Origin of the sequence: Neorhizobium sp. BT27B (genome assembly GCF_050455485.1) — a bacterium.
Classification (GTDB): Bacteria; Pseudomonadota; Alphaproteobacteria; order Rhizobiales; family Rhizobiaceae; genus Neorhizobium.
The window spans coordinates 57920-82494 of sequence record NZ_JBCIYT010000008.1 but is presented as its reverse complement, the minus strand read 5'-3'; the positions used below and the strand labels follow the sequence as shown (position 1 = coordinate 82494).

The 24575-nt window shown below is 57.6% G+C and carries 23 protein-coding genes and 2 pseudogenes; 10 read left to right on the top strand and 15 right to left on the bottom strand.

The window, feature by feature from the left end:
- Window positions 1-720 precede the first annotated feature (720 nt).
- The 3 genes from AAIH70_RS20950 to AAIH70_RS20940 all read left to right on the top strand — a co-directional run bounded on the left by AAIH70_RS20950 (window position 721) and on the right by AAIH70_RS20940 (window position 4074).
- Window positions 721-1590: a TIGR02587 family membrane protein gene (locus tag AAIH70_RS20950; protein ID WP_430035362.1), complete on the top strand. Its 870-nt coding sequence runs from the start codon at window positions 721-723 to the stop codon at window positions 1588-1590.
- 7 nt (window positions 1591-1597) lie between these two features.
- Window positions 1598-2008 carry a hypothetical protein gene (locus AAIH70_RS20945; RefSeq protein ID WP_132277646.1) on the top strand — a complete coding sequence of 137 codons (411 nt, stop codon included), beginning with the start codon at window positions 1598-1600 and terminating at the stop codon, window positions 2006-2008.
- A gap of 491 nt (window positions 2009-2499) precedes the next feature.
- Window positions 2500-4074 carry a catalase gene (locus AAIH70_RS20940; protein ID WP_430035360.1) on the top strand — a complete coding sequence of 525 codons (1575 nt, stop codon included), beginning with the start codon at window positions 2500-2502 and terminating at the stop codon, window positions 4072-4074.
- 317 nt (window positions 4075-4391) lie between these two features.
- Here the strand turns inward: AAIH70_RS20940 and AAIH70_RS20935 are convergent, their stop codons facing one another.
- Genes AAIH70_RS20935 through AAIH70_RS20925 form a run of 3 tightly spaced genes read right to left on the bottom strand, consistent with a single transcriptional unit; the run spans window position 4392 to window position 7385 of the window.
- Complete coding sequence (locus AAIH70_RS20935; RefSeq protein ID WP_430035359.1) at window positions 4392-4964, bottom strand: hypothetical protein; 573 nt, start codon at window positions 4962-4964, stop codon at window positions 4392-4394.
- A gap of 40 nt (window positions 4965-5004) precedes the next feature.
- The gene (locus tag AAIH70_RS20930) at window positions 5005-5295 is read right to left on the bottom strand and encodes a hypothetical protein (protein WP_430035358.1); all 291 of its coding nucleotides are present in this window, start codon (window positions 5293-5295) and stop codon (window positions 5005-5007) included.
- A 26-nt stretch (window positions 5296-5321) separates the two neighbouring features.
- Window positions 5322-7385 carry a prolyl oligopeptidase family serine peptidase gene (locus tag AAIH70_RS20925; RefSeq protein ID WP_430035356.1) on the bottom strand — a complete coding sequence of 688 codons (2064 nt, stop codon included), beginning with the start codon at window positions 7383-7385 and terminating at the stop codon, window positions 5322-5324.
- A 269-nt stretch (window positions 7386-7654) separates the two neighbouring features.
- On the opposite strand from AAIH70_RS20925, the gene AAIH70_RS20920 reads away from it, so the two are divergent.
- Window positions 7655-8281, top strand: a complete 627-nt coding sequence (locus AAIH70_RS20920; protein ID WP_430035354.1) for a TetR/AcrR family transcriptional regulator — start codon at window positions 7655-7657, stop codon at window positions 8279-8281.
- Between the two features lie 33 nt (window positions 8282-8314).
- Here AAIH70_RS20920 and AAIH70_RS20915 read toward each other — a convergent pair whose 3' ends face one another.
- Genes AAIH70_RS20915 through AAIH70_RS20900 form a run of 4 tightly spaced genes read right to left on the bottom strand, consistent with a single transcriptional unit; the run spans window position 8315 to window position 10619 of the window.
- Window positions 8315-8620 carry an SDR family NAD(P)-dependent oxidoreductase gene (locus tag AAIH70_RS20915; protein ID WP_281033629.1) on the bottom strand — a complete coding sequence of 102 codons (306 nt, stop codon included), beginning with the start codon at window positions 8618-8620 and terminating at the stop codon, window positions 8315-8317.
- Window positions 8542-9021, bottom strand: a complete 480-nt coding sequence (locus AAIH70_RS20910; protein WP_430035352.1) for an SDR family NAD(P)-dependent oxidoreductase — start codon at window positions 9019-9021, stop codon at window positions 8542-8544. Before AAIH70_RS20910 ends, AAIH70_RS20915 begins: the two co-directional genes overlap by 79 nt.
- A 15-nt stretch (window positions 9022-9036) precedes the next feature.
- Entirely contained in the window at window positions 9037-9792 is a 756-nt protein-coding gene (locus AAIH70_RS20905) for an SDR family NAD(P)-dependent oxidoreductase (RefSeq protein ID WP_430035350.1), read from the bottom strand.
- Window positions 9789-10619 (bottom strand): oxidoreductase, encoded by an 831-nt coding sequence (locus AAIH70_RS20900; RefSeq protein WP_430035348.1) that lies wholly within the window; start codon window positions 10617-10619, stop codon window positions 9789-9791. Before AAIH70_RS20900 ends, AAIH70_RS20905 begins: the two co-directional genes overlap by 4 nt.
- Before the next feature lie 112 nt (window positions 10620-10731).
- Between AAIH70_RS20900 and AAIH70_RS20895 the strand changes: the two genes are divergently transcribed.
- The 5 genes from AAIH70_RS20895 to AAIH70_RS20875 all read left to right on the top strand — a co-directional run bounded on the left by AAIH70_RS20895 (window position 10732) and on the right by AAIH70_RS20875 (window position 13763).
- A complete protein-coding gene (locus AAIH70_RS20895) occupies window positions 10732-11664 on the top strand; it encodes a LysR family transcriptional regulator (RefSeq protein WP_132277630.1) in 933 nt (310 codons plus the stop codon).
- Window positions 11665-11795: 131 nt separating this feature from the next.
- Window positions 11796-12179, top strand: coding sequence for a hypothetical protein (locus AAIH70_RS20890; RefSeq protein WP_207908285.1), 384 nt, complete (start codon window positions 11796-11798; stop codon window positions 12177-12179).
- A gap of 27 nt (window positions 12180-12206) precedes the next feature.
- A complete protein-coding gene (locus AAIH70_RS20885; protein WP_207908284.1) occupies window positions 12207-12725 on the top strand; it encodes a hypothetical protein in 519 nt (172 codons plus the stop codon).
- 307 nt (window positions 12726-13032) lie between these two features.
- Complete coding sequence (locus tag AAIH70_RS20880) at window positions 13033-13332, top strand: hypothetical protein (RefSeq protein WP_132278033.1); 300 nt, start codon at window positions 13033-13035, stop codon at window positions 13330-13332.
- Complete coding sequence (locus AAIH70_RS20875; protein WP_132277628.1) at window positions 13332-13763, top strand: type II toxin-antitoxin system VapC family toxin; 432 nt, start codon at window positions 13332-13334, stop codon at window positions 13761-13763. Before AAIH70_RS20880 ends, AAIH70_RS20875 begins: the two co-directional genes overlap by 1 nt.
- 54 nt (window positions 13764-13817) lie before the next feature.
- On the opposite strand, the pseudogene AAIH70_RS20870 reads toward AAIH70_RS20875, so the two are convergent.
- A pseudogene (locus tag AAIH70_RS20870) lies at window positions 13818-14852 on the bottom strand (Fic family protein); the annotation flags it as partial.
- 315 nt (window positions 14853-15167) lie between these two features.
- On the opposite strand from AAIH70_RS20870, the pseudogene AAIH70_RS20865 reads away from it, so the two are divergent.
- A pseudogene (locus AAIH70_RS20865) lies at window positions 15168-17523 on the top strand (hypothetical protein).
- 187 nt (window positions 17524-17710) lie between these two features.
- On the opposite strand, the gene AAIH70_RS20860 reads toward AAIH70_RS20865, so the two are convergent.
- The 7 genes from AAIH70_RS20860 to AAIH70_RS20830 form a co-directional block, all read right to left on the bottom strand.
- Window positions 17711-18553, bottom strand: a complete 843-nt coding sequence (locus AAIH70_RS20860) for an inositol monophosphatase family protein (protein WP_430035345.1) — start codon at window positions 18551-18553, stop codon at window positions 17711-17713.
- The gene (locus tag AAIH70_RS20855; protein WP_132281323.1) at window positions 18550-19380 is read right to left on the bottom strand and encodes a glycerophosphodiester phosphodiesterase family protein; all 831 of its coding nucleotides are present in this window, start codon (window positions 19378-19380) and stop codon (window positions 18550-18552) included. Before AAIH70_RS20855 ends, AAIH70_RS20860 begins: the two co-directional genes overlap by 4 nt.
- Window positions 19381-19403: 23 nt before the next feature.
- Window positions 19404-20234, bottom strand: coding sequence for a glycerophosphodiester phosphodiesterase family protein (locus AAIH70_RS20850; protein ID WP_430035343.1), 831 nt, complete (start codon window positions 20232-20234; stop codon window positions 19404-19406).
- The gene (locus AAIH70_RS20845) at window positions 20231-21355 is read right to left on the bottom strand and encodes an ABC transporter ATP-binding protein (RefSeq protein ID WP_132281317.1); all 1125 of its coding nucleotides are present in this window, start codon (window positions 21353-21355) and stop codon (window positions 20231-20233) included. The genes AAIH70_RS20850 and AAIH70_RS20845 overlap by 4 nt, the downstream gene beginning before the upstream one ends.
- 3 nt (window positions 21356-21358) lie before the next feature.
- Complete coding sequence (locus tag AAIH70_RS20840; RefSeq protein WP_430035341.1) at window positions 21359-22276, bottom strand: ABC transporter permease subunit; 918 nt, start codon at window positions 22274-22276, stop codon at window positions 21359-21361.
- A 3-nt stretch (window positions 22277-22279) separates the two neighbouring features.
- Entirely contained in the window at window positions 22280-23170 is an 891-nt protein-coding gene (locus tag AAIH70_RS20835; RefSeq protein WP_430035340.1) for a carbohydrate ABC transporter permease, read from the bottom strand.
- A gap of 75 nt (window positions 23171-23245) precedes the next feature.
- Complete coding sequence (locus AAIH70_RS20830; RefSeq protein WP_430035338.1) at window positions 23246-24556, bottom strand: extracellular solute-binding protein; 1311 nt, start codon at window positions 24554-24556, stop codon at window positions 23246-23248.
- Window positions 24557-24575: the final 19 nt, after the last annotated feature.

Here is a 24575-nt window from a genome sequence, read left to right as displayed (position 1 = left end):
GCTGGCAAGCGCATGACTGCGTGATTGGTTCCATGCATCGAAGTCCCGAGCCCGCCAGGTCGGCTTTCCGGCAAAGATTTCGACAGTTGCGCGAAGAGCCAAAGCCCATCCCCATATCGCCAGGCATCGTCATACGCAGATTGCCTCTCGGCCGGGCTTGCGGAAATGTTTGCTGAAAAGGCATTCGCGTGAATCCGGGCGCCTCCGGCCCGATCTGGAACCCATTATTCCGTCCACCTGCCGGCCGAAAAAGCCGCGAAGATCGGACAACAGACCTAATCGGCCGCACCGGCCAGCCTGCTGGAGGAGCCTACTTCCTTTTGGCTTCTGAACGTAGAAGCGACATGACGGGTGCCTTCATTCCGGTCACCAGCGGCAAGATCACGCCCTATCACCCGCGCCGGTAGGGAAAGCTGATTCTATGGCCTCGTTGGTCCCTGCGGGGGTGGAAATAGGTCACCGATGTTGCATCACAGTTTCGGCTTTCTGGATGGATTTTTCCGTTATAGAGCCAGTTTGGCGCCACGGCCGGCGTCCAAGGATCGTGGGACAGATTTCTCATTACGCCCGTCGAGAGGCATTCCACCAATACGCATCATACAAGCTGCCTGGAGGTTCCCTCCGACTCTTTGCGCTGTTCATCCCCCATTTGCTCTGGACCCCAATGCCGCTGCCTCTATTTTGGTCTGGTGGGAATTCTTTGCTTAGAGGAAAAGCGGCATGGATATTGCGACGACGCGCGAGGATTTTAACACCCGCAAATTTTTCGCAGGGATTGCCCGCGGTATCGCGGGAGCCCTCCTTTTCGCGCTGCCGATGCTTATGACGATGGAGATGTGGCAGCTGGGCGTCTACATCGACCGCACCCGGCTCCTCTTGCTGCTCCTCGCCAACATCCCTCTGCTGATCATTCTCGCCGACAGGGTGGGTTTCGAAGAGACGTCGACATGGCGGCAAGCAGTCCGGGATGCCAGCATTGCCTATGCTCTTGGTATCATTTCCTGCGCATTGATCCTGGTCGCGATGGGGGTCATCAAGCACGACCAGTCAGCGCACGAGATCATCGGGATGATCGCGCTCCAGGCCGTTCCCGCGAGTATCGGTGCGATGCTGGGTCGAAGCCAACTTGGTGGGCAGTCGGGTGAGGAAGGTGTCGAGGAGGAAGGTGACGATGGCGACCCTGTTCACGAAGGGGAGACAAGCTACGCCGGTGAGTTGTTTCTCATGGCTGTCGGTGCCCTGTTCCTCAACCTCAACGTCGCGCCCACGGAAGAAATGATCCTACTGTCATATAAGATGACGCCTTGGCACGCCCTCGTGATCATCGCCGCCTCGTTGGTGGTGATGCATGGTTTTGTATACGCCCTGTCTTTTAGGGGCAGCCATGATCTCGCCGAGGGCACACCGAGTTGGCATGCCTTTGTCCGTTTCACATTGCCTGGGTATCTGATCGCTGGTTTGATTAGTGCCTACTGCCTGTGGACGTTTCACAGAACCGATGACATCGGATCCACTCAAACCCTGATGACCATCGTGATATTGAGCTTCCCCGGCGCCATCGGCGCGGCGGCCGCTCGCCTGATCCTGTGAGGCTGCAATGACAAAAATCTCCAATGATAAAAACATTGAGCCCGGTGCCCCTCACTGGATCGAATGGATAACAGGCGCCGTCTCAGGAATCATCGTCCTCGTCGTGATCGTCTGGATAGGGAAGGATGGGGTGATGGACCGAGACACGTCACCCAACCTTCATGGAAACGTTGTGAGGACAGAAGAGCGCAGCGATGGGTTTCAGGTTCTGTTCGAAATTCACAACGATTCTAGTGCAACTGCGTCCCAGGTGAAAATTCGAGGTGAATTAAGAGAGCGGGCTTTGGTTCTGGAAAGCTCCGAAACCGTGTTGGACTTCGTTCCTGGGCACTCGAAGGTCGGTGGCGGGCTGATTTTCCAGCAGAATCCGGCTGGGAAGGACCTAAAGGTCAGAGCAACGGCTTTTGATGAGCCGTAGCTCGATAGCGGTTAAGGCCCAAACTAAACTGCCAAGCAAGGTCTAATGTTTTTCGATCTGGACTGCGGTTGTTCGCGAGTATTCGATTGAACCTTGGAGTGCTTCAGATAAAGTTCTTGAAGGGATTCGAACCGACGACATACGAACGGAAAATCGCATTCTTTCAGCACGAGAGCCAACACCGCGCTGCTTGAATTATTGATCCGACTGCATTGTCATTCCCTCGCCCTTATCTGCTAAGTTGCCACGCAATGGGAAGCGCCTGGATTCTCGGCATGAAAAGCGGGCGGGCAACAAGCTCACGTAAAATGGATGCTATTGACTGGGAGGAAAGGCTCGACGCAGATAGCGGTGCCGATGTCATTACGATCACGCGTCCTTTAATTCTGGTCTGGAGCTGCGGCCATCCCGTCCAGTAGTCGCTATGGAACCTAGCGCTCAAGCTGCCGTTTTGTAGACCTATCCCCAACACACACTCCGAGGGCAGGTCCATGGCAGACGAAAAATCCGCTCCCCGCACGACAACCGATGCAGGTGTTCCTGTACAGAGTGACGAGCACTCACTCACGGTAGGAAAAAACGGCCCGATCGTACTGAACGATCACTACCTGATCGAGCAAATGGCGAATTTCAATCGAGAGCGGATCCCTGAAAGGCAACCCCATGCCAAGGGAAGCGGCGCGTTCGGCCATTTTGAAGTAACGAACGACATACGAAGATTCACCAAAGCGAAATTCCTTCAACCCGGAGCAAGGGTAGAGACGGCAGTTCGCTTCTCCACCGTAGCTGGTGAGCGCGGTAGCCCCGACACTTGGCGAGACCCACGTGGTTTTTCGGTCAAGTTCTACACAGAAGACGGTAATTTCGACCTGGTCGGCAATAATACGCCGATTTTCTTCATTCGCGACCCTATGAAGTTCCAGCATTTCATCCGCAGCCAAAAGCGCCGGGCCGACAACGGACTGCGCGACCATGATATGCAGTGGGACTTCTGGACGCTTAGCCCTGAAAGTGCGCACCAGGTCACGTACCTTATGGGCGATCGCGGCGTGCCAAAAAACTGGCGCGAGATGCACGGCTACGGAAGCCACACCTATATGCTTATAAACGAAACAGACGAAAAGTGTTGGGTCAAGTGGCATTTCCACACCGATCTGGGCGACGGTAACGCGCATCTGACACAAGACGCGGCTGACAAGATGGCTGGGCAAGACGGAGACTATCACCGTCGTGACTTGTTCGACCACATTGCCAAAGGCGAGTTTCCAAGTTGGACGTTGAAGTTCCAAGTGATGCCGTTCGACGATGCAAAGACATACCGGATCAACCCATTCGACCTCACCAAGACATGGCCGCACGAGGATTACCCTCTGATCGAGGTAGGCAAGCTAACCCTCGATACGAACCCAGTGGATTGGGACACCCAAATCGAGCAACTGGCATTTGAACCCAACAACATGGTGCCAGGCATTGGACTGAGCCCTGACAAGATGCTTCTCGCGCGCGGGTTTTCTTATGCCGACGCACACCGTGCCCGCCTCGGAGTGAACTATAAGCAAATCCCCGTGAATCAGGCTAAGGCAGCGGAAGTCCATTCTTATTCCCGTGCCGGGCGCGGCCGGACGGTGAACGCACTTGATCCGGTCTATGCTCCCAACTCATACGGCGGCCCTGGCGCACAACCGGAAACAGGAGGAGAGGCAACATGGTTTGCCGATGGCGACATGGTGCGAGCAGCCTACTCCTTGCGCAAAGATGATGACGATTGGAGCCAGCCCGGCACGCTCGTACGCGAGGTCATGGACGACGCGCAACGTGAACGCTTCGTCAAAAATGTCGCAGGGCATCTCGCCGACGGGGTAAGTGAGGCAATTTTGGTGCGTGCCTTCAATTACTGGCGCAATGTCGACAAAGAGATTGGTGACCGAATTGAGAAGGCTACCCGCGATTTGCTCGGCGGCACCTCGAATTCTCCAGGGATGGCGAGCGCTGAATCGATATCGGGATATCAAGGCATTCCCGCGACATCGTCGATCGCCAAAGGTGAAACTCAAAAAACGCTTTGACTGCAAAAAGTGGGTTTGGAGCCCACAAAGTGACTGTCACTTTGTGGGCTCCTATCGCTTTTACATTACACTTCGAGAGCGGTTGCGACTGGGATCGTGTCAGGGAGGCACAAAGGGTCCCTTAGGCCTCGGTTTCAAACCGATAGTTAAATGGCGACGAGACGAGCATCAAGCTCTTGATGGGGATCGAACCATTCACCATCCTAAATCGAGCTATAATTTATTTATATAAAACATTAGTTTACGCAACTTTTTGCATGAGCGATATCGCTCTTAGCATTCCCCCGAAGATGACTGAACGGGTATCAACTTGCTAATCATTGCAGCAGCAGTTCGACGTTCTCCCGCACAAGTTCGGCAAAATAGCGGTCCGTCTCCGATTGCGGCGCAAGCTCTGCGACAAAAGCCTCGATATCGGTGGTGATGCGGTTGCGCAGATCCGGATTGGTCGCATTCGCCTGTTCGATGAGAGCCCGCAAAACGCCCCTAGATGCCGCTTTATGTGCACTCTCGGCGAGTTCGCGCCTTTCTTCGTCGTCCATAGCTATATCGCTCCTGCCTGCTTGTTCGTTCGCATCGATGCCTTCCCAGTAATGGGCGGAAATTCTCCTCCCGGCGAGAAGCAACTGGGCGGCGCGTTTCGGATCGCCGCCCTTGCTCGTTTCCATGTCCGCGCCGCATTGATGTAGAAACAGCTGATGAAGTGCGACCGAAGAGAAATAGCCGTCCCTCATCTTGATGGGTTCGACACCTGCCAACTTGAGTTCATCTGCGGTGGCCCACGCGACTTCGTCGCATGTCTTGAGAATGGCGGCCATCATGGCCCGTTCGTTGCGCCTCAGTATCTCGGATACTCGATCCTTCGCTGAAACCGGCGATCGTTCATTCATCGGACTTGTCTCCTGCTATCGAATACAAAAGCGGTAGCGCTCAATGATGTTCCCCGCGTTTTCTTCTGATCTCCCGCAGCATTCTGAGATTCTCGCGTGCCTGCTCGGCATTGATGAGGGCTCTTTCCTGGTTAATGAGCTGTTCGCGATCGCGGCGATGCTGCTGCATGTACATGCAATCGTCATAGTGTCTGTCGTGTGAGCATCGGTGTCTGTCGTCATGGCGGTCTTCGCCAGCAGTCGTGCAACTTGCCAGCGTCAAGGTGACCAAGACACTTCCGAAGAGAGATGTCGCGGCTTTAGCCAGATGGTTGGTGGGTTTCTTAGTCATTTTCTTCATTCTCCCATTCAAGCGTTTCATTTGGTCGGCAGCATTTTCAGGCCCGTCCAGTAGGCGGCGAAGGCCCACATGTCGGCATGCTGGGCGATGACCTTGTCGATTGGCATGCCGGCGCCGTGGCCCGCGCGCGTATCGGTGCGCACGAGGCGTGGTTTTTCGCCGAGATCCGCGGCCTGCAGAGCGGCGATGTATTTGAACGTGTGGGCAGGCACGACACGGTCGTCGGCATCTGCCGTTGTCGCCAGAATTGCCGGATAATCCGATCCCTGTCGGATCGTGTGATAGGGCGAATAGGTCATGAGGTTACGGAAGTGCCGTTCTTCTGAAGGACTGCCGAACTCGCCTTTCCATAATCCGCCGCCAGTGAACTGGTCGTAGCGCAGCATGTCCGTGACTGCGACACCCGGCAGCGCCACGTCGAACAGCTCGGGTCGCTGGTTGGTGACGGCACTGACCAGAAGTCCGCCGTTGGACTCGCCCTGGATGGCAAGGCCGTCTTGTGAGGTGATGCCCGTCCGCTTCAGGAATTCGGTGGCGGCGATGAAGTCGTCGAAAGAGTTCTGCTTGTTTTCAAGCTGGCCGGCGCGGTGCCATGCCCGGCCATATTCGCCACCTCCGCGAATGTTGGCGACGGCCAGCACCCCACCCTGTTCCACCCACGCGAGCTGGATCGGATTGTAGATCGGGATCTGGCTGATGCCGAAACCACCATAGCCGTAAAGCAGAGTGGGTGCCGCGCTGGTGACATCCTTGCGACGGATCAGGAACAGCGGCACTTCGGTGCCGTCCTTCGAGCGATAGAAACGCTGCTCGACATGAATGCTGTCGAGGTCAATCGGCAGCTTCGGCTCCGCCCAGGGCGTGACGGCTTTGGAGGCCAGGTCGTAGTGGTAGATCGCTATCGGCGCGTCATGGCTGGTGAAGACGAAGAAGGCCTCCTTGGCGTCGCCTTCCAGAAACCGGGCACTTCCGACCCCGGGCAGATCGACGGTACCGTCCGGCTTTCCATCGAGCGTAAAGCGGCGGATCTCCGTATTGACGTCGATCTGATAACTCGCCAGCAGCGTATCGCCGGCAAGAACCACGGCGTCCAGCACCGCGCCGTCGGCGGCCTCGGCGACGATCTCCTTCGGCTCTGGGTTTTCCTCGGAGAGGTCCAGGGAGACGATGCGCACGCGCTCGGCTCCGTGCGTCGTCGTGAGGATCAGCGTGCTGCCGCTATTGCCGATGACGGACCACGCGGAATCCATGTCCGCCACGACAGTCCGGGGCGTCCAGTCGCTCGCCTCGAGATCGACGACGGTCAAAGCGCTTTCGCTCGTGCCGGGCGTCGAAGAAATGGTCAGGTAGCGACCACCGGAAACACGGTCCGCTCCATGAAGCAGTTCAGGGCGATCAGGTGTCGAGTAGATCAGGCGATCCTCGGCCTGGCCCGTACCCAGCTTGTGGAAGTAAACGGCGTGATTGGCGACGACCGATCCTTTGCTTGAGCCCTTTGCGGGTCTCGGCATGCGGGAATAAAAGAAGCCCGATCCGTCGGGCGCCCAGGCGAGGCGGGTAAAGCGCGCGCCATCGAGCGCATCGCCGAGTTCCTTGCCGCTCTCGACGTCGAGCACCTTGATGGTCCGCCAGTCGGTGCCGCCTTCCTGTACGCCGAAGGCGACGTAGCGGGCGTCATCGGACACGCTCCAGTCGGTCAGCGCGTCGGCACCGTCTTCCGACCACGTTTTGGGATCGATAAGCACGCGACTTTCGCCGAAGACGCCGTCACGGACATAGAGGGAGAGCTGGTTTTCATTCCCCTTGATGACGTTGAAGAAGTATCGGTCGCCGCGCTTGCGCGGCACGGTATAGCGATCGTAATCGAGCAGTTGCGCTATTCGCTTGCGAAAATGCTCCCTGCCGGGAAGCGCGTCGAGATGCTTACGTGTGACCGCAGTCTGCGCCTCGATCCAGGCCGCCACGGCGCGGTCGTCCGGTGCATCATTCTCGAGCCAACGGTATGAATCCACGACAGTCCGGCCGAAATGCTCCTCGGTCACGTCGATGCGTTCGGTGGGCGGATAGGTGATTTTCCGCAAATTATCCTCCATGGGCTGGGCGGACACGTTGTGAATCTGGAAAAAAAGGGAGATGGCAATTGCTGCTGGTGTTCTCATGGGTGGCCCCGGCGGGAATAGGTTGATGGCGCAAAGCCGAATGTATTGACATAGGCAAATCGGATAATGGCACTTAGTGTCATTATTGTGGTGTGTAATTGTTCCGATGCGCGTCCTCCGGCGAATTTGAGCCTTAAGGAAATGTCATTTTACGCCATATAAGCTACAGAATTCGTGATTTGGAGACGCAGATGAGCAGGACAATTCGGGACGGGGCCCATATTGAAGTGGCACGAAGTGCTGCGCGCCTGTTTCTGGAAAAGGGGGTAGCCGGCACGAGTGGGGACGAGATCGCCGAGACGGCGGGCATATCCAAGCGGACGTTGTGGCGTTACTTCCGCACCAAGGAGAGCTGCATTGAGCCTCTCTTTGCCCGCATGTCGCAAAACCTTGCTGCAAAGCTTCAGAAATGGCCGCTCGATATGACCGTCGAGCGCTTTTTGGAGATCAATTACGACATGAGCAAAATAGACGCTCAAGAGATCGAGGACAGCAAGCTTGTTGTGCACCTGATCGCGCGGCTGGACGAAGAACCTGCGCTTCTGGAGCCTTGGTTCATGTCCACCCGCGCGACCGAAGACCTGATGGCTGGCGTCATCGCCACCCGACTAGAACTGTCTCCCTCCGATTTCGAGGTGAGGCTTTGCGCGGCCACCGTTGCGGCCGCCATGCGGGTCATCGACGAGACCATCAGTCGTGCCGCGGTCAAATACGGACAGGTTCCGACTTTGACCGAGAGCAACGATCGACTGGCCCAGGCCATACGCCGCGCCAGCACCTTGTCATTCTGCGATCCCGTGACGCCTCGGGGGCGGTAGTCACCGCCATTGTCACATCGCAGGCCGCAAAGCTCACCAGTCTAGATGGTTGTCCTGGTAATCCAGATAGAGGTTTTCACCGGAAACCATGTGTCTTTCGACCACATCGGCAACACCGAGCACACTTGGCTCGATTTCAGTTTCGGCCTCGACACTGCCATCCAGCGTTCCCATGGCCGTTTTCACGCAGCCCGGATGCACTGACAGCACGGTCAGCCCCTTGTCGCGGTTTTCGGCGTAAATGCCGCGCGCCAACATGTTCAATGCAGCTTTGCTTGCCCGATAGAGTTCCAGGCCGCCTTCGACATTGATAGAAATGCTGCCGCGGTGTGACGACATGAATGCCATTGTGCCACCAGGCATGACGAGCCTTTCCAGCAAATGGCGGGCCAGCCGCATCGGGCGAATGTATTGGTGAGCATGATCTGCGCAAACTCGGCGTCCGTCGCTTCGAGGACATTCTGGTGCGATGCGCCCCAGATGCCCGCATTGAAGAAAATGACATCGAACCGGCGATCGCCAAGTGATGACAGAAATGGTGCAATCTGCGCTGCATCCGTCACGTCGATGAAGGCCGTCGCCAAGCGGGAAGGATCACTGTCTCCGATCCGCTGTAGATCATGGATATCCGCGCCCTGCCTTGCTGTGCCAACAACGGACCAGCCGCGATCAAAGAATTGCCTGGCCAGACCGAGGCCGAGGCCACGTTCCGCGGCGACGATCAGAATGGACTTGGTCATGATTGTCTTCTTCTCTCAAATTGCGGTGTAGCCGCCATCCGCCATCACCAGCGCACCCGTCATGAATGCGGATGCTGGTGACGCGAGGAAGCCGATAACTTCCGCAATGTCGTTTGGCTGGGCGACACGCCCGATGGGATGGGCGCCGCCGTAACCCGAAAGGGCAGACCTGCTATCTTCGACGATACCGTCCAGAATATCGGTGACGACGACGCCGGGCGCGACGGCGTTGGCCCGGATACCGCGGTCGCCGTATTCGACGGCGATAACTTTGGTAAGTTGGGCGATCGCACCCTTCGAGGCGGCATAAACCGACGTGTCCTTCATGCCCACCGCCGAAACAATCGAGTCTACGCTGACGACGACCCCTGCCCCTTGGGCGATCATGACCTTCACGGCCTCTCGGGAATGAAGAAAATTGCCCCGCACGTTGACTGCCATGATCTGATCCCAGTCGGCGACGCTCATGTCGATCAGGGTTTTGTTAATTGTGGGGCCGGCATTGTTCACCAGAATGTCCACCGAGCCGAAACGTTTGAGCGCAAGAGCGATGGTGCCGGCAGCCGTCTTCTCCTCGCAGACATCGCCGCAAAAAGCCGCGACGTCGTGCGCGGCAAGGTCGCCGACTGCAGGACTGACATCACTTGCCACAACGCAGGCGCCCCTTGCCTTGAGCAGTTTTACCGTCGCCAGACCGATGCCACGCGCAGCTCCCGTCACAACGGCGACCTCGCCTGAAAGGTCAAAGCTTGAACCTGTCGCCGTGCTCATGGCCTGTCCTCATAATCCGTGCTGCGCGTGGTTGCTTCCCAGACGTCGATCTCATCGACGATTTGGTCGAGTTTGGTACGGGCCCGCTGTAAAGCATCACTTCCGAGAAGGAGATGCAGCGGCGGATTGGCTGCGCGAACCATTGCGATGATAGCCTTGGCGGCACGCTCGGGATCGCCCACCTGCCGACCGGCTGCGGCATTGAATGCCGCATCGCTGCGCCCGATCGTTTCGGCATAGGCGCCATCGGCCTCGCCGCTCTTGCGGATCGAGTGGGGGGACAGAAAATCCGTCCTGAAGGCACCGGGCGCCACTGCCGTTACCTTGATGCCAAGCGGCGCAACTTCGAGCGACAGTGCGGCAGACATGCCCTCCAGAGCGGATTTGGCAGCAGAATACATGGCCGAGCCGGTCGATGGCGCACGCCCGGCGATCGAAGTGATGTTGACGATATGACCACTCTTCTGCCGGCGAAGATGCGGCAAGGCGGCCCGGATGATACGGAACGGCGCGATGACATCCACCGCAAACAGCCGTTCGACCTCTTCATCGGTCGCACTTTCAAGCGCACCGAGGAGACCGTAACCCGCATTGTTGACGATGACGTCGATCTGGCCGACACGCTCGTAAGCTTCGGACACACAGGCTTCCGCCGCACCTGTCTCTGCAACATCGACAGTCAGCACGCAAAGCGTGCCCGTCTGGTGATCGAGTGAAACTGGTCCTTTTCGCACAGTGCCGATAACCGTATCGCCTTCGGCCAAAGCGGCCTCAGCCAAGGCACGGCCAAGCCCGCGCGAAATACCCGTGATGAACCAAGTCGTCATGATGTGCTCCTTTGAATGGATGCAACTAAAATGAGACATGGCGCCAAACTTTATAATACGGTCAAAAATTACAAACCTTATTAGCCAAGCTAATCAATTTCCGAAAAAGATCATGACCAAACTTCTCGGCAGTCAGGACTACAATCAGCTTCGCGCCTTTATCGCGGTGGCAGAATGCCTCAGTTTCAGCCGTGCGGCCGAACAACTGGACGTCTCGCCCTCGGCGCTGAGTCAGATGGTCCGCAATTTTGAAGATCATGTCGGCGTGCGGCTCTTGCACCGCACCACGAGAAATGTGTCGCTGACCGAGGCGGGAGAAAATCTCTTTCAACGGGCGCAGCCTGCAGCGCTCGAACTGGGCGGCGCCATAACGCAGGTCAGGCATTCCGGTGAAAGGCCCGCCGGCACTGTCAGGGTCCATACTTTCCGGTCCGCAGCGCGGAAATACATCGACCCAATTCTGAAAAGCTTCACCGACCGATATCCCGACGTGATGCTTGATATCACTCTGGATGACGAGGTCATCGATATCGTCGCAGAGGGTTACGACCTTGCCCTTCGCATTGGAGAAGTCATCGAAAAGGATATGATTGCGGTGCGCCTCGGGCCGGACCTACGGCAGATCGCTGTGGCAACGCCGGATTATCTGCAACGGCATGGGCATCCCGATCATCCGCGCGATCTTGTCAACCACCGATGCATCCGCTGGCGCTGGCCGGGCCGTCCGACACCCTATGCCTGGGAGTTCGTCGAAAACGGCAACTGGTTCAGCGTCACCGTTGATGGTCCGCTGGTGTTCAGCGACAAGGAAAGCGCTCTGAAAGCGACTTTGAGCGGCATCGGCATTGGATTTGCGATCGAGGACACCGTGACGCCTCATATCGCAGCCGGCCAATTGATTCCGCTGCTGACACCATGGTCGGCACCCTTTCCCGGCCTGTTCATCGGCTATCCGCAGCAGCGTCAGATGGCACCGGCACTGCGCGCCTTTATTGACGCGCTTCGGGCCGGCTCTTCGGACATGGAACGCCAGCAACCGGTATGAGCTTAGTCGCCCGAATGTCTGGACCTGTCTGATCAGCAACCGCCGCGAATGCCGAACAATCGGAACAAACCTCCACTGACGACCTTTTTCCGATGACCCACGAACGTTCCGTCGAAGAAAGGACATGCCTTATGACTACGGCTCCAGTACTGTTGATGGATGGCTCTGGTTCGATTGGCAGACGAACCGCGGATGCTCTGCGCAACGCTCACCGTGAGCTTCCGTTACTGATTGGTGGCCGTGATCTTGGCAAGGCCCGCAAGGCCGCAGATGAGATCGGAAACGCGGAAGGTGTCTTCCTCGACTCCGAAGCCCCGGATTTAGGTCTTGGAGATCGACCGGTTCGCGCTGTGGCCATCTTCTATTCGGACGAACGGCTGGCAAGCCTCGGCTATGCGCACGCGCGCAACATACCGCATCTCGGCATATCGTGGGGTGTATTCGAGATCGCGCCCGAAGTCGCTGTCTACATGCACAGACCCGAAGCATCGGCGATCGTGCTGGGTTACGAATAGCTTGTGGGTGCCACGACTGTCGCGACCTTGGAATGCGCCAAGGCATTCTCACGAATTGACACTATCGTCATCAACGCTCTCGTTGACGAGGAGGATGGCGGGGGGCCGGCCGTCGCGGAAGATTTCGAGCGCCTGAACAAGATGTTGCCATCCGCACTGTCCAGTCGCGACGGTGCCTGGATTTGGCGCAGCCCGGACAAAGCCAGAACCAGCTTTCGCGCCATCGATAGGACGGTGATTGAGGCGTCAGGCTTTTCCTCCCTCGATGTTGCCGGTCTGGCCGCGGAAACCGGTGCGAAAAACGTGGAATTTAATATCGCCACAGCGGTCAGTTCATCGCGCCGCCGCGGCGAACCGAAATCGACGGAAATCATCCTCGAGTTGGCGGGAGAAAGCCACTACGGACAAAGGCTGCAAAGCCGTCATGCGGTATTTCATCCTGGTGGTGCCGCAGCACTAACGGCGCTCGGCACAAGCATGATCATCGAAAGGCTGGCAGGTCTGGACGGACCACCTACGCAGCCCGGCCTGTATTTTCCGTATTAGGTTCTCGATCGTTCTGCTTATTTAACTTGGCTCAGAGAACAAGGTGGTAATCTGGTCGCACTTGAGGTTGGGTGAGAGTTCGGGGCGAGTTTGCAAGTCGATGAAATCGGCGCTGGCGCTTGGTCGCCAGCGCATGACTTTTTTCGCTCGGACAGAAGCGCTATTCAAAGGTCTTGATGATATTGCGACCACTGACCCACGATTGTCATGTATGCGGCTCATCAGCCAAGCCCACCCATCCTATCTCCAGACGACTTGCAGAGACCATTGTGTCCGGCTATATTACTGGAAATATCCGGAGGATGCGATGGGTAGCTCTCAGACACGCGCAATTCAGAATTACAGAAGCCGCTTGGGCGATCGCGGCCTTGCTCGTTTTGAGGTGCTCGGGCGGGACAGTGATCGCGGTTTAATTAGATCACTCGCTCGCAGATTGGCAGAAGATGGTCCAGAAGCAGCCAATCTGCGTGCCGTTGTCAGCGAAACGCTTGCCGGAGAGCCGCCTAAAAAAGGTGGCATTCTAGCGGCTCTCCGTCGATCACCGATGGTTGGAGCCGATCTCGACACCGCCCGTTCACGCGAAGAAGGTCGCGCGATAGATCTGTGATGCGGTATTTGCTCGACACCAACATTCTTAGCAATATCACCAAACCAGAGCCTTCGACGTCACTGATGGCATGGATGGCCGAGCAAGCGGACGAAGATCTATTCATCGCTTCGCTTACTGTCGCCGAGATATACCGAGGAATACTGGAGAAGCCGGCGGGAAAGAAGCGAGCCGCCCTCGAAGCTTGGTTTGTCGGCAATGAAGGGCCGCAATCGCTTTTTGCTGGTCGCGTGCTTCCGTTCGACGAAAAGGCAGCTCTGATCTGGGGCGAGCTAATGGCACACGGAAAGGCGACGGGCCGCCCACGGAGTGCCTTGGACACAATCGTTGCTGCCATTGCGCAATCCAATAGCTGCATCGTTGTCACCGATAATGAGCGAGATTTTCAGGGGATCGACATTATCAATCCCCTCCGTGCGACCACAATCTGAGTCAATTGCCAAAGTTTGCTCTTGATGAAGTCGAACCTTTGGCCCACCTATTTCTCATGAACTGAGAGGCAGGGGATCGGTGCCCTCGCTTAGAATTGCAAGATATCGTCGATAGCTGAACACGCGGCCGCGCTTGCGGCCAGTCACCTCATCAACGATGCCCAATCGCTCCAGATCGGTAAGTGCAGTGTTGACCGTAGGTGCGGACAGACCTGTTATCTGGACAATCTGGTTGGCGGTGTGAAAAGGATTCTGCTGGAATAGCTCGTGAATACGAAGGGCCGAGCCTGCTATATCACTCTCCATCGTGATCCGTTCCCGATCTTCCTTGAAGAGATCGACGATTTGCGTCGCAGCTTCAAACGCTTGATTGGCAGTGTCGGCCACACCGGTCAGGAAAAAGTCCAACCAGGCTTCCCAATTTCCATTTTCGCGGACTTCCTGCAGCAAACGATAATACCCTCTCCGATGGGACTTCAGATAGAGGCTGAGGTAGAGCAGCGGCTTTCGCAAAACGCCGTTCATGCATAGATACAGGGTTACAAGCAGACGGCCGATACGACCATTACCGTCGAGAAACGGATGGATCGTTTCAAACTGCACATGCAGCAGTCCAGCTTTGATCAGTGCCGGCAAGCGCGACTGGTCGTCATGCATGAAACGTTCGAACGCATCCAGGCAACCGGACATTTCAGTTATGGGTGGCGGCACAAAAAGTGCGTTACCGGGCCGCGTTCCGCCAATCCAATTTTGCGAGCGGCGGAATTCTCCAGGATCCTTAGTGCCTCCTCGCCCACTGTGTAGGAGCCTGGCGTGCATTTCACGGATCGGACGCAACGACATGGGGAGCGTTTGCAGTCGTTCCAAACCATACATCATGGCTTCAACATAGTTGGATACCTCACGGATATCGTCAACCGGTTGGCCCGCTTGAGCTTCTGTCTCAAACCGCAAGAGGTCGGAAAGCGTCGACTGCGTGCCTTCAATCTGCGAAGAAAGAACGGCTTCCTTTCTCACATACATGTATAGAAACAGCTCCTGTCGCGGCAGCAGCATTGTGATACCGTCCAGACGCCCTAGCGCGCGCTGTTTCACTGGCGGCGATCGTTTCGACAAAACGACCCATGCGATTTTTGGATACGGAATCAGACATAACCCATTATCAGCGCCAGCCACTATTTAAACAAGACGCCTTCAATTTAATTAAGCAACAAGCTTAGATAAGCGAGCTTAATTAACGACGCGGGCGCCGAACTCCCGAGCTTTGATGCCGAGTGATTTGTTTCACGGCATAACCCGACGATCAGGCAGTCTCGAAAATGTACGCCCGATACATCCTTTCTTAAAGCTCGCCTCATATTCCCGCTCGCCCTCAGCACTGGTGCCGAGAGAAACGGAATAAACATGCTCAAACAAGACATTTCATCACGCCATTTTCAGCGAAAAATATCCGAATTCTGCGAGCTGCGTATCGCGCCGATTGCATCCAAACGGGTACTGGAGAACATCCGGCCCTACCTGGTCAGTTTGATCGTCTACCGCAAATTGCCCCCGCTCCTGAATGGTCGTATCGACTGGTCCATGATCGGACAGGCCTGTGGAATAATAGCAGAACTGACCACAGAATTGAAAAAGCAGCTCCGACCAGGACTGGAGGCAATCATCCGATGGCTCGGCGGAACACCAGCAGCCGAAGAGAGACGGACACCAAAGCCAACAGTCCGCCCGGACAAGATTGCGCCGACCAGAAAGGCAGCCTCCTCCCCCTCGCCCAGAGAGCCGCAGCGCGCCGCGGCAGACGGTACCTTTGCCAACTCTGCGTCGCTACCGCGCGGGCCTGCACCGAAACCAATCAGTCCATTCCCTGAACCACTGTTCGAAGCGAAAGAAGACCCGGCAAGTTTTCAGGATGCGTTGGCCTATCATATGCGTCGGTTCGGCGACACCTACTGGCAACTCCACCGCGCCGTTGTGCAACTGAATGAGACTTCCGACAAAAAAACGCTGCTATCGTGGATCCAAGGCGAGCGTGTGCCAAGATCTGTCGCAAGTTTCGAAATCCTCCGACGCATTGAGCGACGCTATCGCCTTCCAGAAGAATATTTCAAAGATAAGCTGCTGCATCAGGCACGCTCGTTTTACGGTCATGATCTCGGTGATATCAGCCCGGCTGAGCGGCGCAGGATGTCATTGCATCTCCCGGATGATTTCAGCAGCCTGCCCTTTGCCAAGCGTCAGGAGATCGTCGATTGGGTACGCCGGGTGATCATTTCCGGTGCGACGGAATACCGCCGGTATCAGGCAGCGGCCGTCAAGCAGCGTTATGCCATCCGCTTTCCCGGTATCACTTATGGCGGAAGTTCTCTATCGCCCAGATCCTTGGCATCCGCCGTCGGCGAAAATCAGAATGCGGTGCCTGAGTTTGATGATCCTGATCTGCTCTCCGGCGTCGTCGACGCACCGCCGAGACTTGCCATGGAAATGGCTGACCTCATTCGTTTCAAAACCTCGACACTGACTGCGATTGGTTTCCAACGGAACGGCGTCTGGGGTGAGGAAACGGCCTCTCAGAAGATCGAGCATCTTGGCTTGATGTTTGGCGCACTGGCCGCCTCGCCAAACGGTGCCGTAAAAGGTCGCGGCGTGCCCGTCAGCCAGTTGAGCTTCGGCCTTCTCGTCTTCCCCGGCGTCTGGGATTGGTACCTTCAATGGCGCGAACAGCGCCGTGGCTTTTATACCAAATGGGAAGAAGACATGCTGATGGTCGCGCAAGCTCTTACTCGCGCCGATGTCGGCTGGGTTCGACAGCATCCGGAACTGCTCAAGAACGTCAGACCTATCGAAGGCTTGATTGAGCATGAAGAGATCGAGTTTGCGACCCGCGACTGGCATGGTGCCTGCGATGCGTTTCATCGGCATGCCGCCAACCGATCAAAGGAGATCCAGCGCGTCATGCGCGTCCATCGCGATCCGTTCGAACCGATCCTGTGTCCTTGAAGCGGATAGTCCACTGGCGGAATATCGCAAGATCACTGACGAGATCCTGAAACGCATGCCGGATGAAAGCCGATATCCGCGGTCTGCCGCCGAAGCCGTACGCTCATTCCTGCTGCTCCGTCTTGGATTGCATCTCGGTCTTCGGCAGAAGAACCTTCGCCAGTTGCGTGTCTGTCCGCGCGGGCATCATCCGACATCGGAACGCAGGCTTGAAGACATGAGATGCGGCGAGCTGCGCTGGAGCGATCGCGATCATGGGTGGGAAGTCCTGATCCCATCCGTCGCATTCAAGAACTCGGGCTCATCCTTCTTCGGGCAAAAGCCGTTTCGACTGATCCTGCCGGATCTGCTCGACCTCTACAAATATCTCGATGCTTATATCGATCGCCATCGAGGTGTCCTGCTGGATGGTGCAAAAGATCCCGGCACCCTCTTCGTCAAAACGGTGAAAACGATCAGTATCGATGCGGCTTACAACTCAACCACTTTCTACGAAGCCTGGCGGACCGTCATACAACGCTACGGTATCTACAATCCCTACACCGGGCGAGGTGCGATCAAGGGACTGCTGCCGCATGGCCCCCATAACCTGCGGGACATTCTTGCGACGCATATCCTGAAGCAGACCAGATCATATGAGCAGGCGAGCTACGCCATTCAGGACACGCCCGATGTTGTGCAGCAGCACTACGGTCGCTTTCTGCCGCAGGACAAGGCGGCTCTCGCTGCCAAAATCCTCAATCAGGTTTGGGAAGCCGCGTAACCTAAAGTGAGCTGCTCGGCTCGGATGCGCAAACCTTATTGCGTCTGGGCCGAGCGTCCTTGTTTCGCACCTTGAGGGGATCAGAACCAGTGCCATGCTCATCAAAACGTTTAAGCGCCTGAAACTCATATGATTTATCACGTGAGAACGGGTGCGCAGCCCCAGGCTGCTTTTTAAACCGGTAGAATTATCTCAAAGCTGGATCCGAGTACAATGTGTCTCGAACGGCGTCCCAAGATATCTTGTTCGGAGCCGTCAGCAGGTGCCCTTGCGTCATCGTCGGACGATAAACCTCACCCGTGATGGTCGCCGCATATCCGCCCGCCTCCGCATGGATCAGAACACCGGCCGCGTGATCCCAGGGCTTCAGACTCTCATTGAGGCAGAAGCTCATAGCGCCTGTCACAAGCATGCGATACTCCCAGGCCGAGCAACGCCATGTCGTTACCCGCAGGAACTTTAGCAGGCGCGGCGCCAGCTCAGCTCGCAGATCCGGTTCGAACATATGCAGCGGAATGAACCCGTGCATCTCGTCTACCGGTGTCGGCATGGCGACGGAAAGCCGTGTGCGTGAACCGTCTGCCGCCACGTGCCATGCGCCCTGTCCCGGTCGTGCCACCAGAAAATCACCCAGAACAGGATAATGAATGATGCCGGCAATGGTTTGCCCGCCGGAAACGACGGCGAGAATACTGCCGAACATCGGCGTGCCATGGGCAAAATGCCAGGTGCCGTCTACCGGGTCGATGACCGCCGCAAGCTCCGCATCGGCAAGCCTTGCGAGAACCGATGCATCATCCGACACCGCTTCCTCGCCGATGATGGTGATGCCCGGCAGACGCGCCGCGAGCTTTTCGCTGATCATGCGCTCGGAGGCGATGTCCGCATCGGTGACGATATCGTCCGCCATGGTCTTGGCGCGGATGGTATCTGACGTGACCGAACGGAAACGCGGCAGGATCTCTCTGTCTGCCGCCTCGCGCATTATGCCCATAAATTCATTCAGCAGTTCGTCCGAAACGGTTTTCATGCGCGGCGTGCCTGCAGATAGGCTTTGAGCGCTTCCGGCTCGTCTGTCTGGAAAACGCTGACACCGGCCTCCATCAATGTGCCCCAGATGCGATCGGGATCGGCAAGCGCCGTCTTGTCCACCCATTCACCACTGGCTTCCATGTTGAGCGTGTTCGTCCACAAAGCCATGTTGGCGTCGCGAAAAATCTGGCGGTTGGCCTTGATGGTGTCGAGGCTGTCGAAACGCATCTCGCACATGAACGGCCTGATTTCCGACAGCAGTGCCATGGTTTCGTGGATGCTCTCGGCGGTGAATTTCGACATCGCCATGAAGGCCACGCCGTCGATGTTCTGGGCGCGCACCCAGTCCAGCTCCTCGCGGGTCATGACACGGGTCTTCAGGTCCACATAGGATGCGGCATTCATCTCGCGGGCGCAGGCTGCGACTTCCGAGAAAAGGCCGCGATCCTTGAGATCGAGATCCGTAAAAATACGTCCGCGTATGATTTCCAAAACCTCTTTCAAAGTCGGAATACGCTGATCCGTCGTGGCGCGATGTTCGCCGCCATCATCTTCACGCAGCGCAATGGCCTTCAGTTCGGCAATGGTAAAGGTTTCGGCGTCGCGGTCGATACCGGCCATGCGCAGCAGCGTGTCGTCGTGCATGATGAAGAGTTCGCCATCAGCACTCTTTCGGATATCGAGCTCGACGACGTCAGCGCCGACGGCGATCGCGCGCTCGATGGCCGCGAGGCTGTTTTCCGGTGCCCCATGCCACGCGCCGCGATGGGCAACGATGGCGGGATCGCGTTTCTGGTCGGCGATATAATCTACGTAATGCGTCATTTCATATGTTCCTTGGAGAGTATTCAGGTGCGGCGGGCCGCGAGATAGGATTTGAGTGCAGCGGCCTCATCGGTCTGGATGACCGAAATGCCGGCATCGATCAGCCGGCCCCAGACGGCATCGGGATCGGCAAGGGCCGCCGTATCGGTGAAGCCGGCGCAGGCAACGCTGTCGAGCGTGTTGACCCAGAGCGCCATGCCGGTGTTGCGGGTGAGGTCCGTCAGGGCAGCAAGTTCTTCCAACCTGTCGAAATAGATTTCGCAGACCGAGGGAGAGAGTTCTTCCAGCAGAGCCAGCTGCGTAGCAGCACCCGGCACGTTGAGCCGGGTTTTTGCCAGAAACAGCACCTCATGCGGAAGGATCGTTTTTCCGATCCAGCAAAAATCCTTTTCGGTTTTCAGCGAGGCCCAGAAATCAACCTGATGCTCGACACCCATGTCCTTTGCGAGAGCGATCACATCCGGGATCACCTCGCGTTCCTTGACGTCGAGATGCAGGAAGATGCGGTCCCGCGTCAGTTCGAAGACTTCGGCAAGGCTCGGCAGTTTTTCCAACGTGAAGGCATTGTTTTCGCCGCCATCGCGATCGCGCAGGCGCAGAACCGAAAGGTCGCTTGAAGACAGCGCCTCCGGCGTCTGACCGAGACCTGTCATGCGCTCCAGCGTTTCGTCATGCAGCAGAAAAAGGCCGCCATCGGCGCTGCGGCGGATATCTATCTCGACGACATCATAACCGGCATCGATGGCACGCTGGATAGCGGACAGGCTGTTTTCCGGTGCATTGCGCCAGATGCCGCGATGCGCAACCACGACGCAATCGCGGGCCTTGTCGGCGATAAATTCCCTGTAGCTCACTGGTATTCCTTCACCGATGCCGGTTGCGCGCCACCGAAAGCGTTGGCGATGGCGCGGCCGGTGTCACCGTCAAAGAGATGCAGGCGCGCCTGCGGGAAGGACAGCGACAAGGTCCGCGTCGTATCGATCTCGACGCCGAAGGGCATGGCGATCCGCAGGTTCTGTTCGGCAATCTTCGTTTCCAGAATTTCGTGCGAGCCGAGGTCCTCGCGGTAACGGATTTCCGTCTTGATGGAACCGCCTTCGTTGACGGCAATATCTTCCGGGCGGATGCCGAGCTGGAATTTACCCGTACCGGAATAGTTGGCAACGACCTGACCATCGGCTAGGCGCAGCACGGAACCGTCTCCTTCGACCTCCAAAATGTTCATCGGCGGCGAGCCGATGAATTTGGCGACGAAGACCGAAGCCGGATGGTGATAGATCGCTTTCGGCGTATCGAATTGCTCGATATGGCCCTTGTTGAGGATAAGGATACGATCGGCGAGCGTCATTGCCTCGACCTGATCATGCGTCACGAACACGCTGGTGGCGCCGATGCGGCGATGCAGTTCGGCAAGCTCCACACGCATGTCGTGGCGCAGCTGGGCATCGAGGTTCGACAGCGGCTCGTCGAACAACAGCACGCCCGGCTCGCGAATAATGGCGCGGCCGATGGCGACACGCTGGCGCTGGCCACCGGAAAGCTGGCTCGGCTTGCGGGTGAGGTAATCGGCAAGGCCGAGCATTTTTGCGACCGTAGCGACACGCTCGGCTCGTTCGGACTTGGAAACGCCGGCGACCTTGAGGCTATAGGCCATGTTTTCCGCGACCGTCATATGCGGGTAGAGCGCATAGTTCTGGAACACCATGGCGCAGCCGCGATGTTTCGGTTCCAGATCCTGCACCTCGCGGCCGCCGATGACGATCCTGCCGCCGGAAACGCGTTCCAGACCGGCGATCATCTGCAGAAGCGTGGACTTGCCGCAGCCCGATGGGCCGAGCACGACGGTGAATTCACCGGGACGCAAGGTCACGTCGATCGCCGGGATGATGGTGTTTTTGGCGTCATAGGATTTGGTGACGCCGATAAGCTCGATCTCGGCCGCGGCGGCGCGAATGCTTAAGTCGATGGCGGTCATGGATCATTTCTCCGAAAGAACGAGGCCCTGGACGAGAAAGCGCTGCAGAAGAGCGATCATCGTGAGCGGAACGAGTGAGACGAGCACGGCACCGGCCATGATCATCGGAAAATCGGGCACCTGGCCGTCGGCATCCGGCACGAGGCGGGCAAGGCCGACGACGGCGGTCTGCATGTCGGGTGTCGAGGCGCCGACCAGCGGCCACAGATATTGCGTCCAGCCGCTGAGGAAGGTGAGCACGAAAAGCGAGGCAAAGCTGGGACGGGCCAGAGGCAGCAGGATATCGATGAGAAAACGGATCGGCCCTGCCCCATCCATGCGCGCCGCCTTGAACAGATCCTTGGGCAGCGTCAGGAAGAACTGACGGAACAGGAACGTGCCGGTGCCATGCGCCACCAGCGGCGCGATCAGGCCGAAATGCGTGTCGAGTACGCTCAATTCCAACTGGACCGGCGCGCCAAAAACCATTTCGATCAGGCTGTTGAGGCCGGTGAAATCCAGCACCCCATTCAGCGGCGAAAAGATGTTCGACGCCACCTGATAGGTGGTGATGACGCGGATATCGAGCGGCAGCATGATGGTGGCGAGAATGAGCGCAAAGGCCACGCCCGCCCAACGAATGCGGAAATAGACGATCGCATAGGCCGACAGGAAGGACAGGACGCAGGTGGCGAGCGCATTGGAAAAGGCCACGATCATGCTGTTGAGCATCTGCACCGGGATGCGCGTATCGTGGATGACCTTGCCCATATTGGCGAACAACTCGGTGCCCGGAACCCAGGCCAGACCGTTGCGCAGCATGTATTCATAGGACTGCGAGGCGGTGGATAGCGTCAGGTATAGCGGCCCGACGATATAGAGTATGCCGATGGCGAGCAGGATGCTGGCGGCGATGTTGATGGAACGTGCGTTTTCGACCATGGCTCAGCGCTCGTAATTGATGCGCCGGCCGAGGAAGAAGAACTGGCAGGCTGCGAGAAGAAGGACAAAGACCATCAGGATGGCCGTCTGGGTGGAGGCGCCGGAAAGATCGAAGCCGCGGAAACCGTCGACATAGATCTTGTAGACGAGCAGCGTGGTGGAGCCGCCCGGACCGCCGCCGGTAATGGTGTCGATCAGCGCGAAGACCGAGGTGATGCTTTCGGTGAATTCCAGCACGAAGGTCAGGAACAGCTGCGGCATGATCAGCGGCAGCTGCACATCGAAGATACGGCGCCAGGGACCGGCGCCATCCATGGCGGCGGCCTGATACATGGTGGGCGGGATCGACCGCAGGCCGGCGAGCAGGATGACGAAGTTGAACGGAATGCCGCTCCACACATGGGCGGCCACCAGCGTCACGAACGCATCCGTGCCGTCGATACCGGGGTTCCACAGGCCGGGAAACAGCGCATTGAGCGGCGCCATCAGGCCAACGAACGGGTTGAAGATGAAGGCGAAGACGACACCGATCGAGGCACCGGCAATGCCCTTCGGCCAGACGAGAATGTTGCGAGCCGGATAGGACATGCCGATCTTGCGATCGGCCGCCACCGCCAGCATCAGCGGCACGACGACCGCAAGCGACGATGCCGTCAGCATGAAGATGACCGTGCGCCCGGTCGCGCCCCAGAATTCCGGATCGCTCAGCACGCGCTGAAAGTTCTGCAGACCGACAAATTCCGAACCGCCGCCAAAAGGCTGCTCGAGGAAAAACGACCAGTAGAAGGCCTGGAAGACCGGCACATAAAAAAACAGCACGATCAGCAGCATCAGCGGCGCCAGCAAAAGAGCGGGCAGCCAGCGATGGCTGAACAGGGATGATTCCGACGACATGAACACAGTTCCGAATAAGAGAAGGCATGGAGCGGAAAACCGCCCCATGCTTTGGAAGGTCTCGAAAGACCCTGATCAGGGAAGCTGCTTGCCCTTGTAGGTCTGCTCGAAACGGCGCAGCAGCTGGTCGCCGCGCTTCTTGGTGTTGTCGAGTGCGACCTGCATGGTCTGCTGGCCGGCAAAGGCCTTCTGGGTTTCTTCCATGAAGACTTCGCGGAACTGCACGTAGAAGCCGAGGCGGATGCCGCGCGTATCGGCGGTGGCCGGCTGGTTCATGGATTCGACGCCGACCTTGGCCGTGGCATACTTTGGCGAATTGGCGTCCGGGCTTTTGGCGATCGTATCCAGAACGTCGGTGGTGACGGGAACGTAGCCGGTGGCGGCGGTGAAAGCCATCTGCTGTTCCGGCTTGCGCAGGAAGTCGAGGAAGGCTTTTGCTGCCTCGATCTCGGGCTTGTCGTGCCCCTTCATGATGTAGATGGAAGCACCACCGACAAAGGTGTTGTGACGGGTGTAATCCTTGTACATCGGCGCCATGTCGACGGTCAGTTCATACTTGCCGTCGAAAGCCTTGGCGGCGGCGGCGTAGGAACCGGACGACTGTTCCATCATCGCGCATTCGCCGGCATTGAAGGCGGCGGTGTAGTTGCCTGCCTTGGTATCAGCCGCGAGACGAACGAGACCTTCCTTGCGCCATTCGACCAGATTGGCGAGATGTTTTGCCGCAAAGGTGCTGTTGATGACGTATTCGGCGTCGAGACCGTCATAACCGTTGTGCTTGGTGGCGATCGGTAGGCCGTGGCGGGCGGAGAACTGCTCGAGGATCCGCCAGGTGTCGCCATCAGTGACGAACGGGCAGGCATGGCCGGCGGCCTTCAGCTTGCGGGCGGCTTCGATAATGCCTTCCCACGTCGTCGGCGTCTCAGTGATGCCGGCTTTTTCGAGCTCGGTCTTGTTGGTGTAGAACAAAAGCGTCGAGGAATTGTAGGGCTGGGCGAACAGCTTGCCCTTCGAGGTTTCGTAATAGGCGCGGGCACCGGCGATATAGCTGTCCCACTTCACTTCCGGCATCAGGTCCTGAACCGGCTCGACAGCGCCGGACAGCATCAGGTCGAGCGTACCGGCATCGAAAAACTGGATGAGAACCGGGTGGTTCTTGGCGCGGTAAGCGGCAATCGCCTTTTGCATGGACACTTCGTAGGAGCCCTGGCCGACGCAGTTGACCTTGTGTTCACTCTGGGAGGCATTGAAGGCATCGCATTGTGCCTTGATGGCGACTTCGACATTGCCGGTGTTGCCATACCAGAATTCGATATCGGTGGCCTGTGCGGACCCGGCGCCCGCCATCACGGCAGCCACGGCCGCCAGAGTAAACTTGTTCATCATCGCCCTTGCCTTTTCGGGT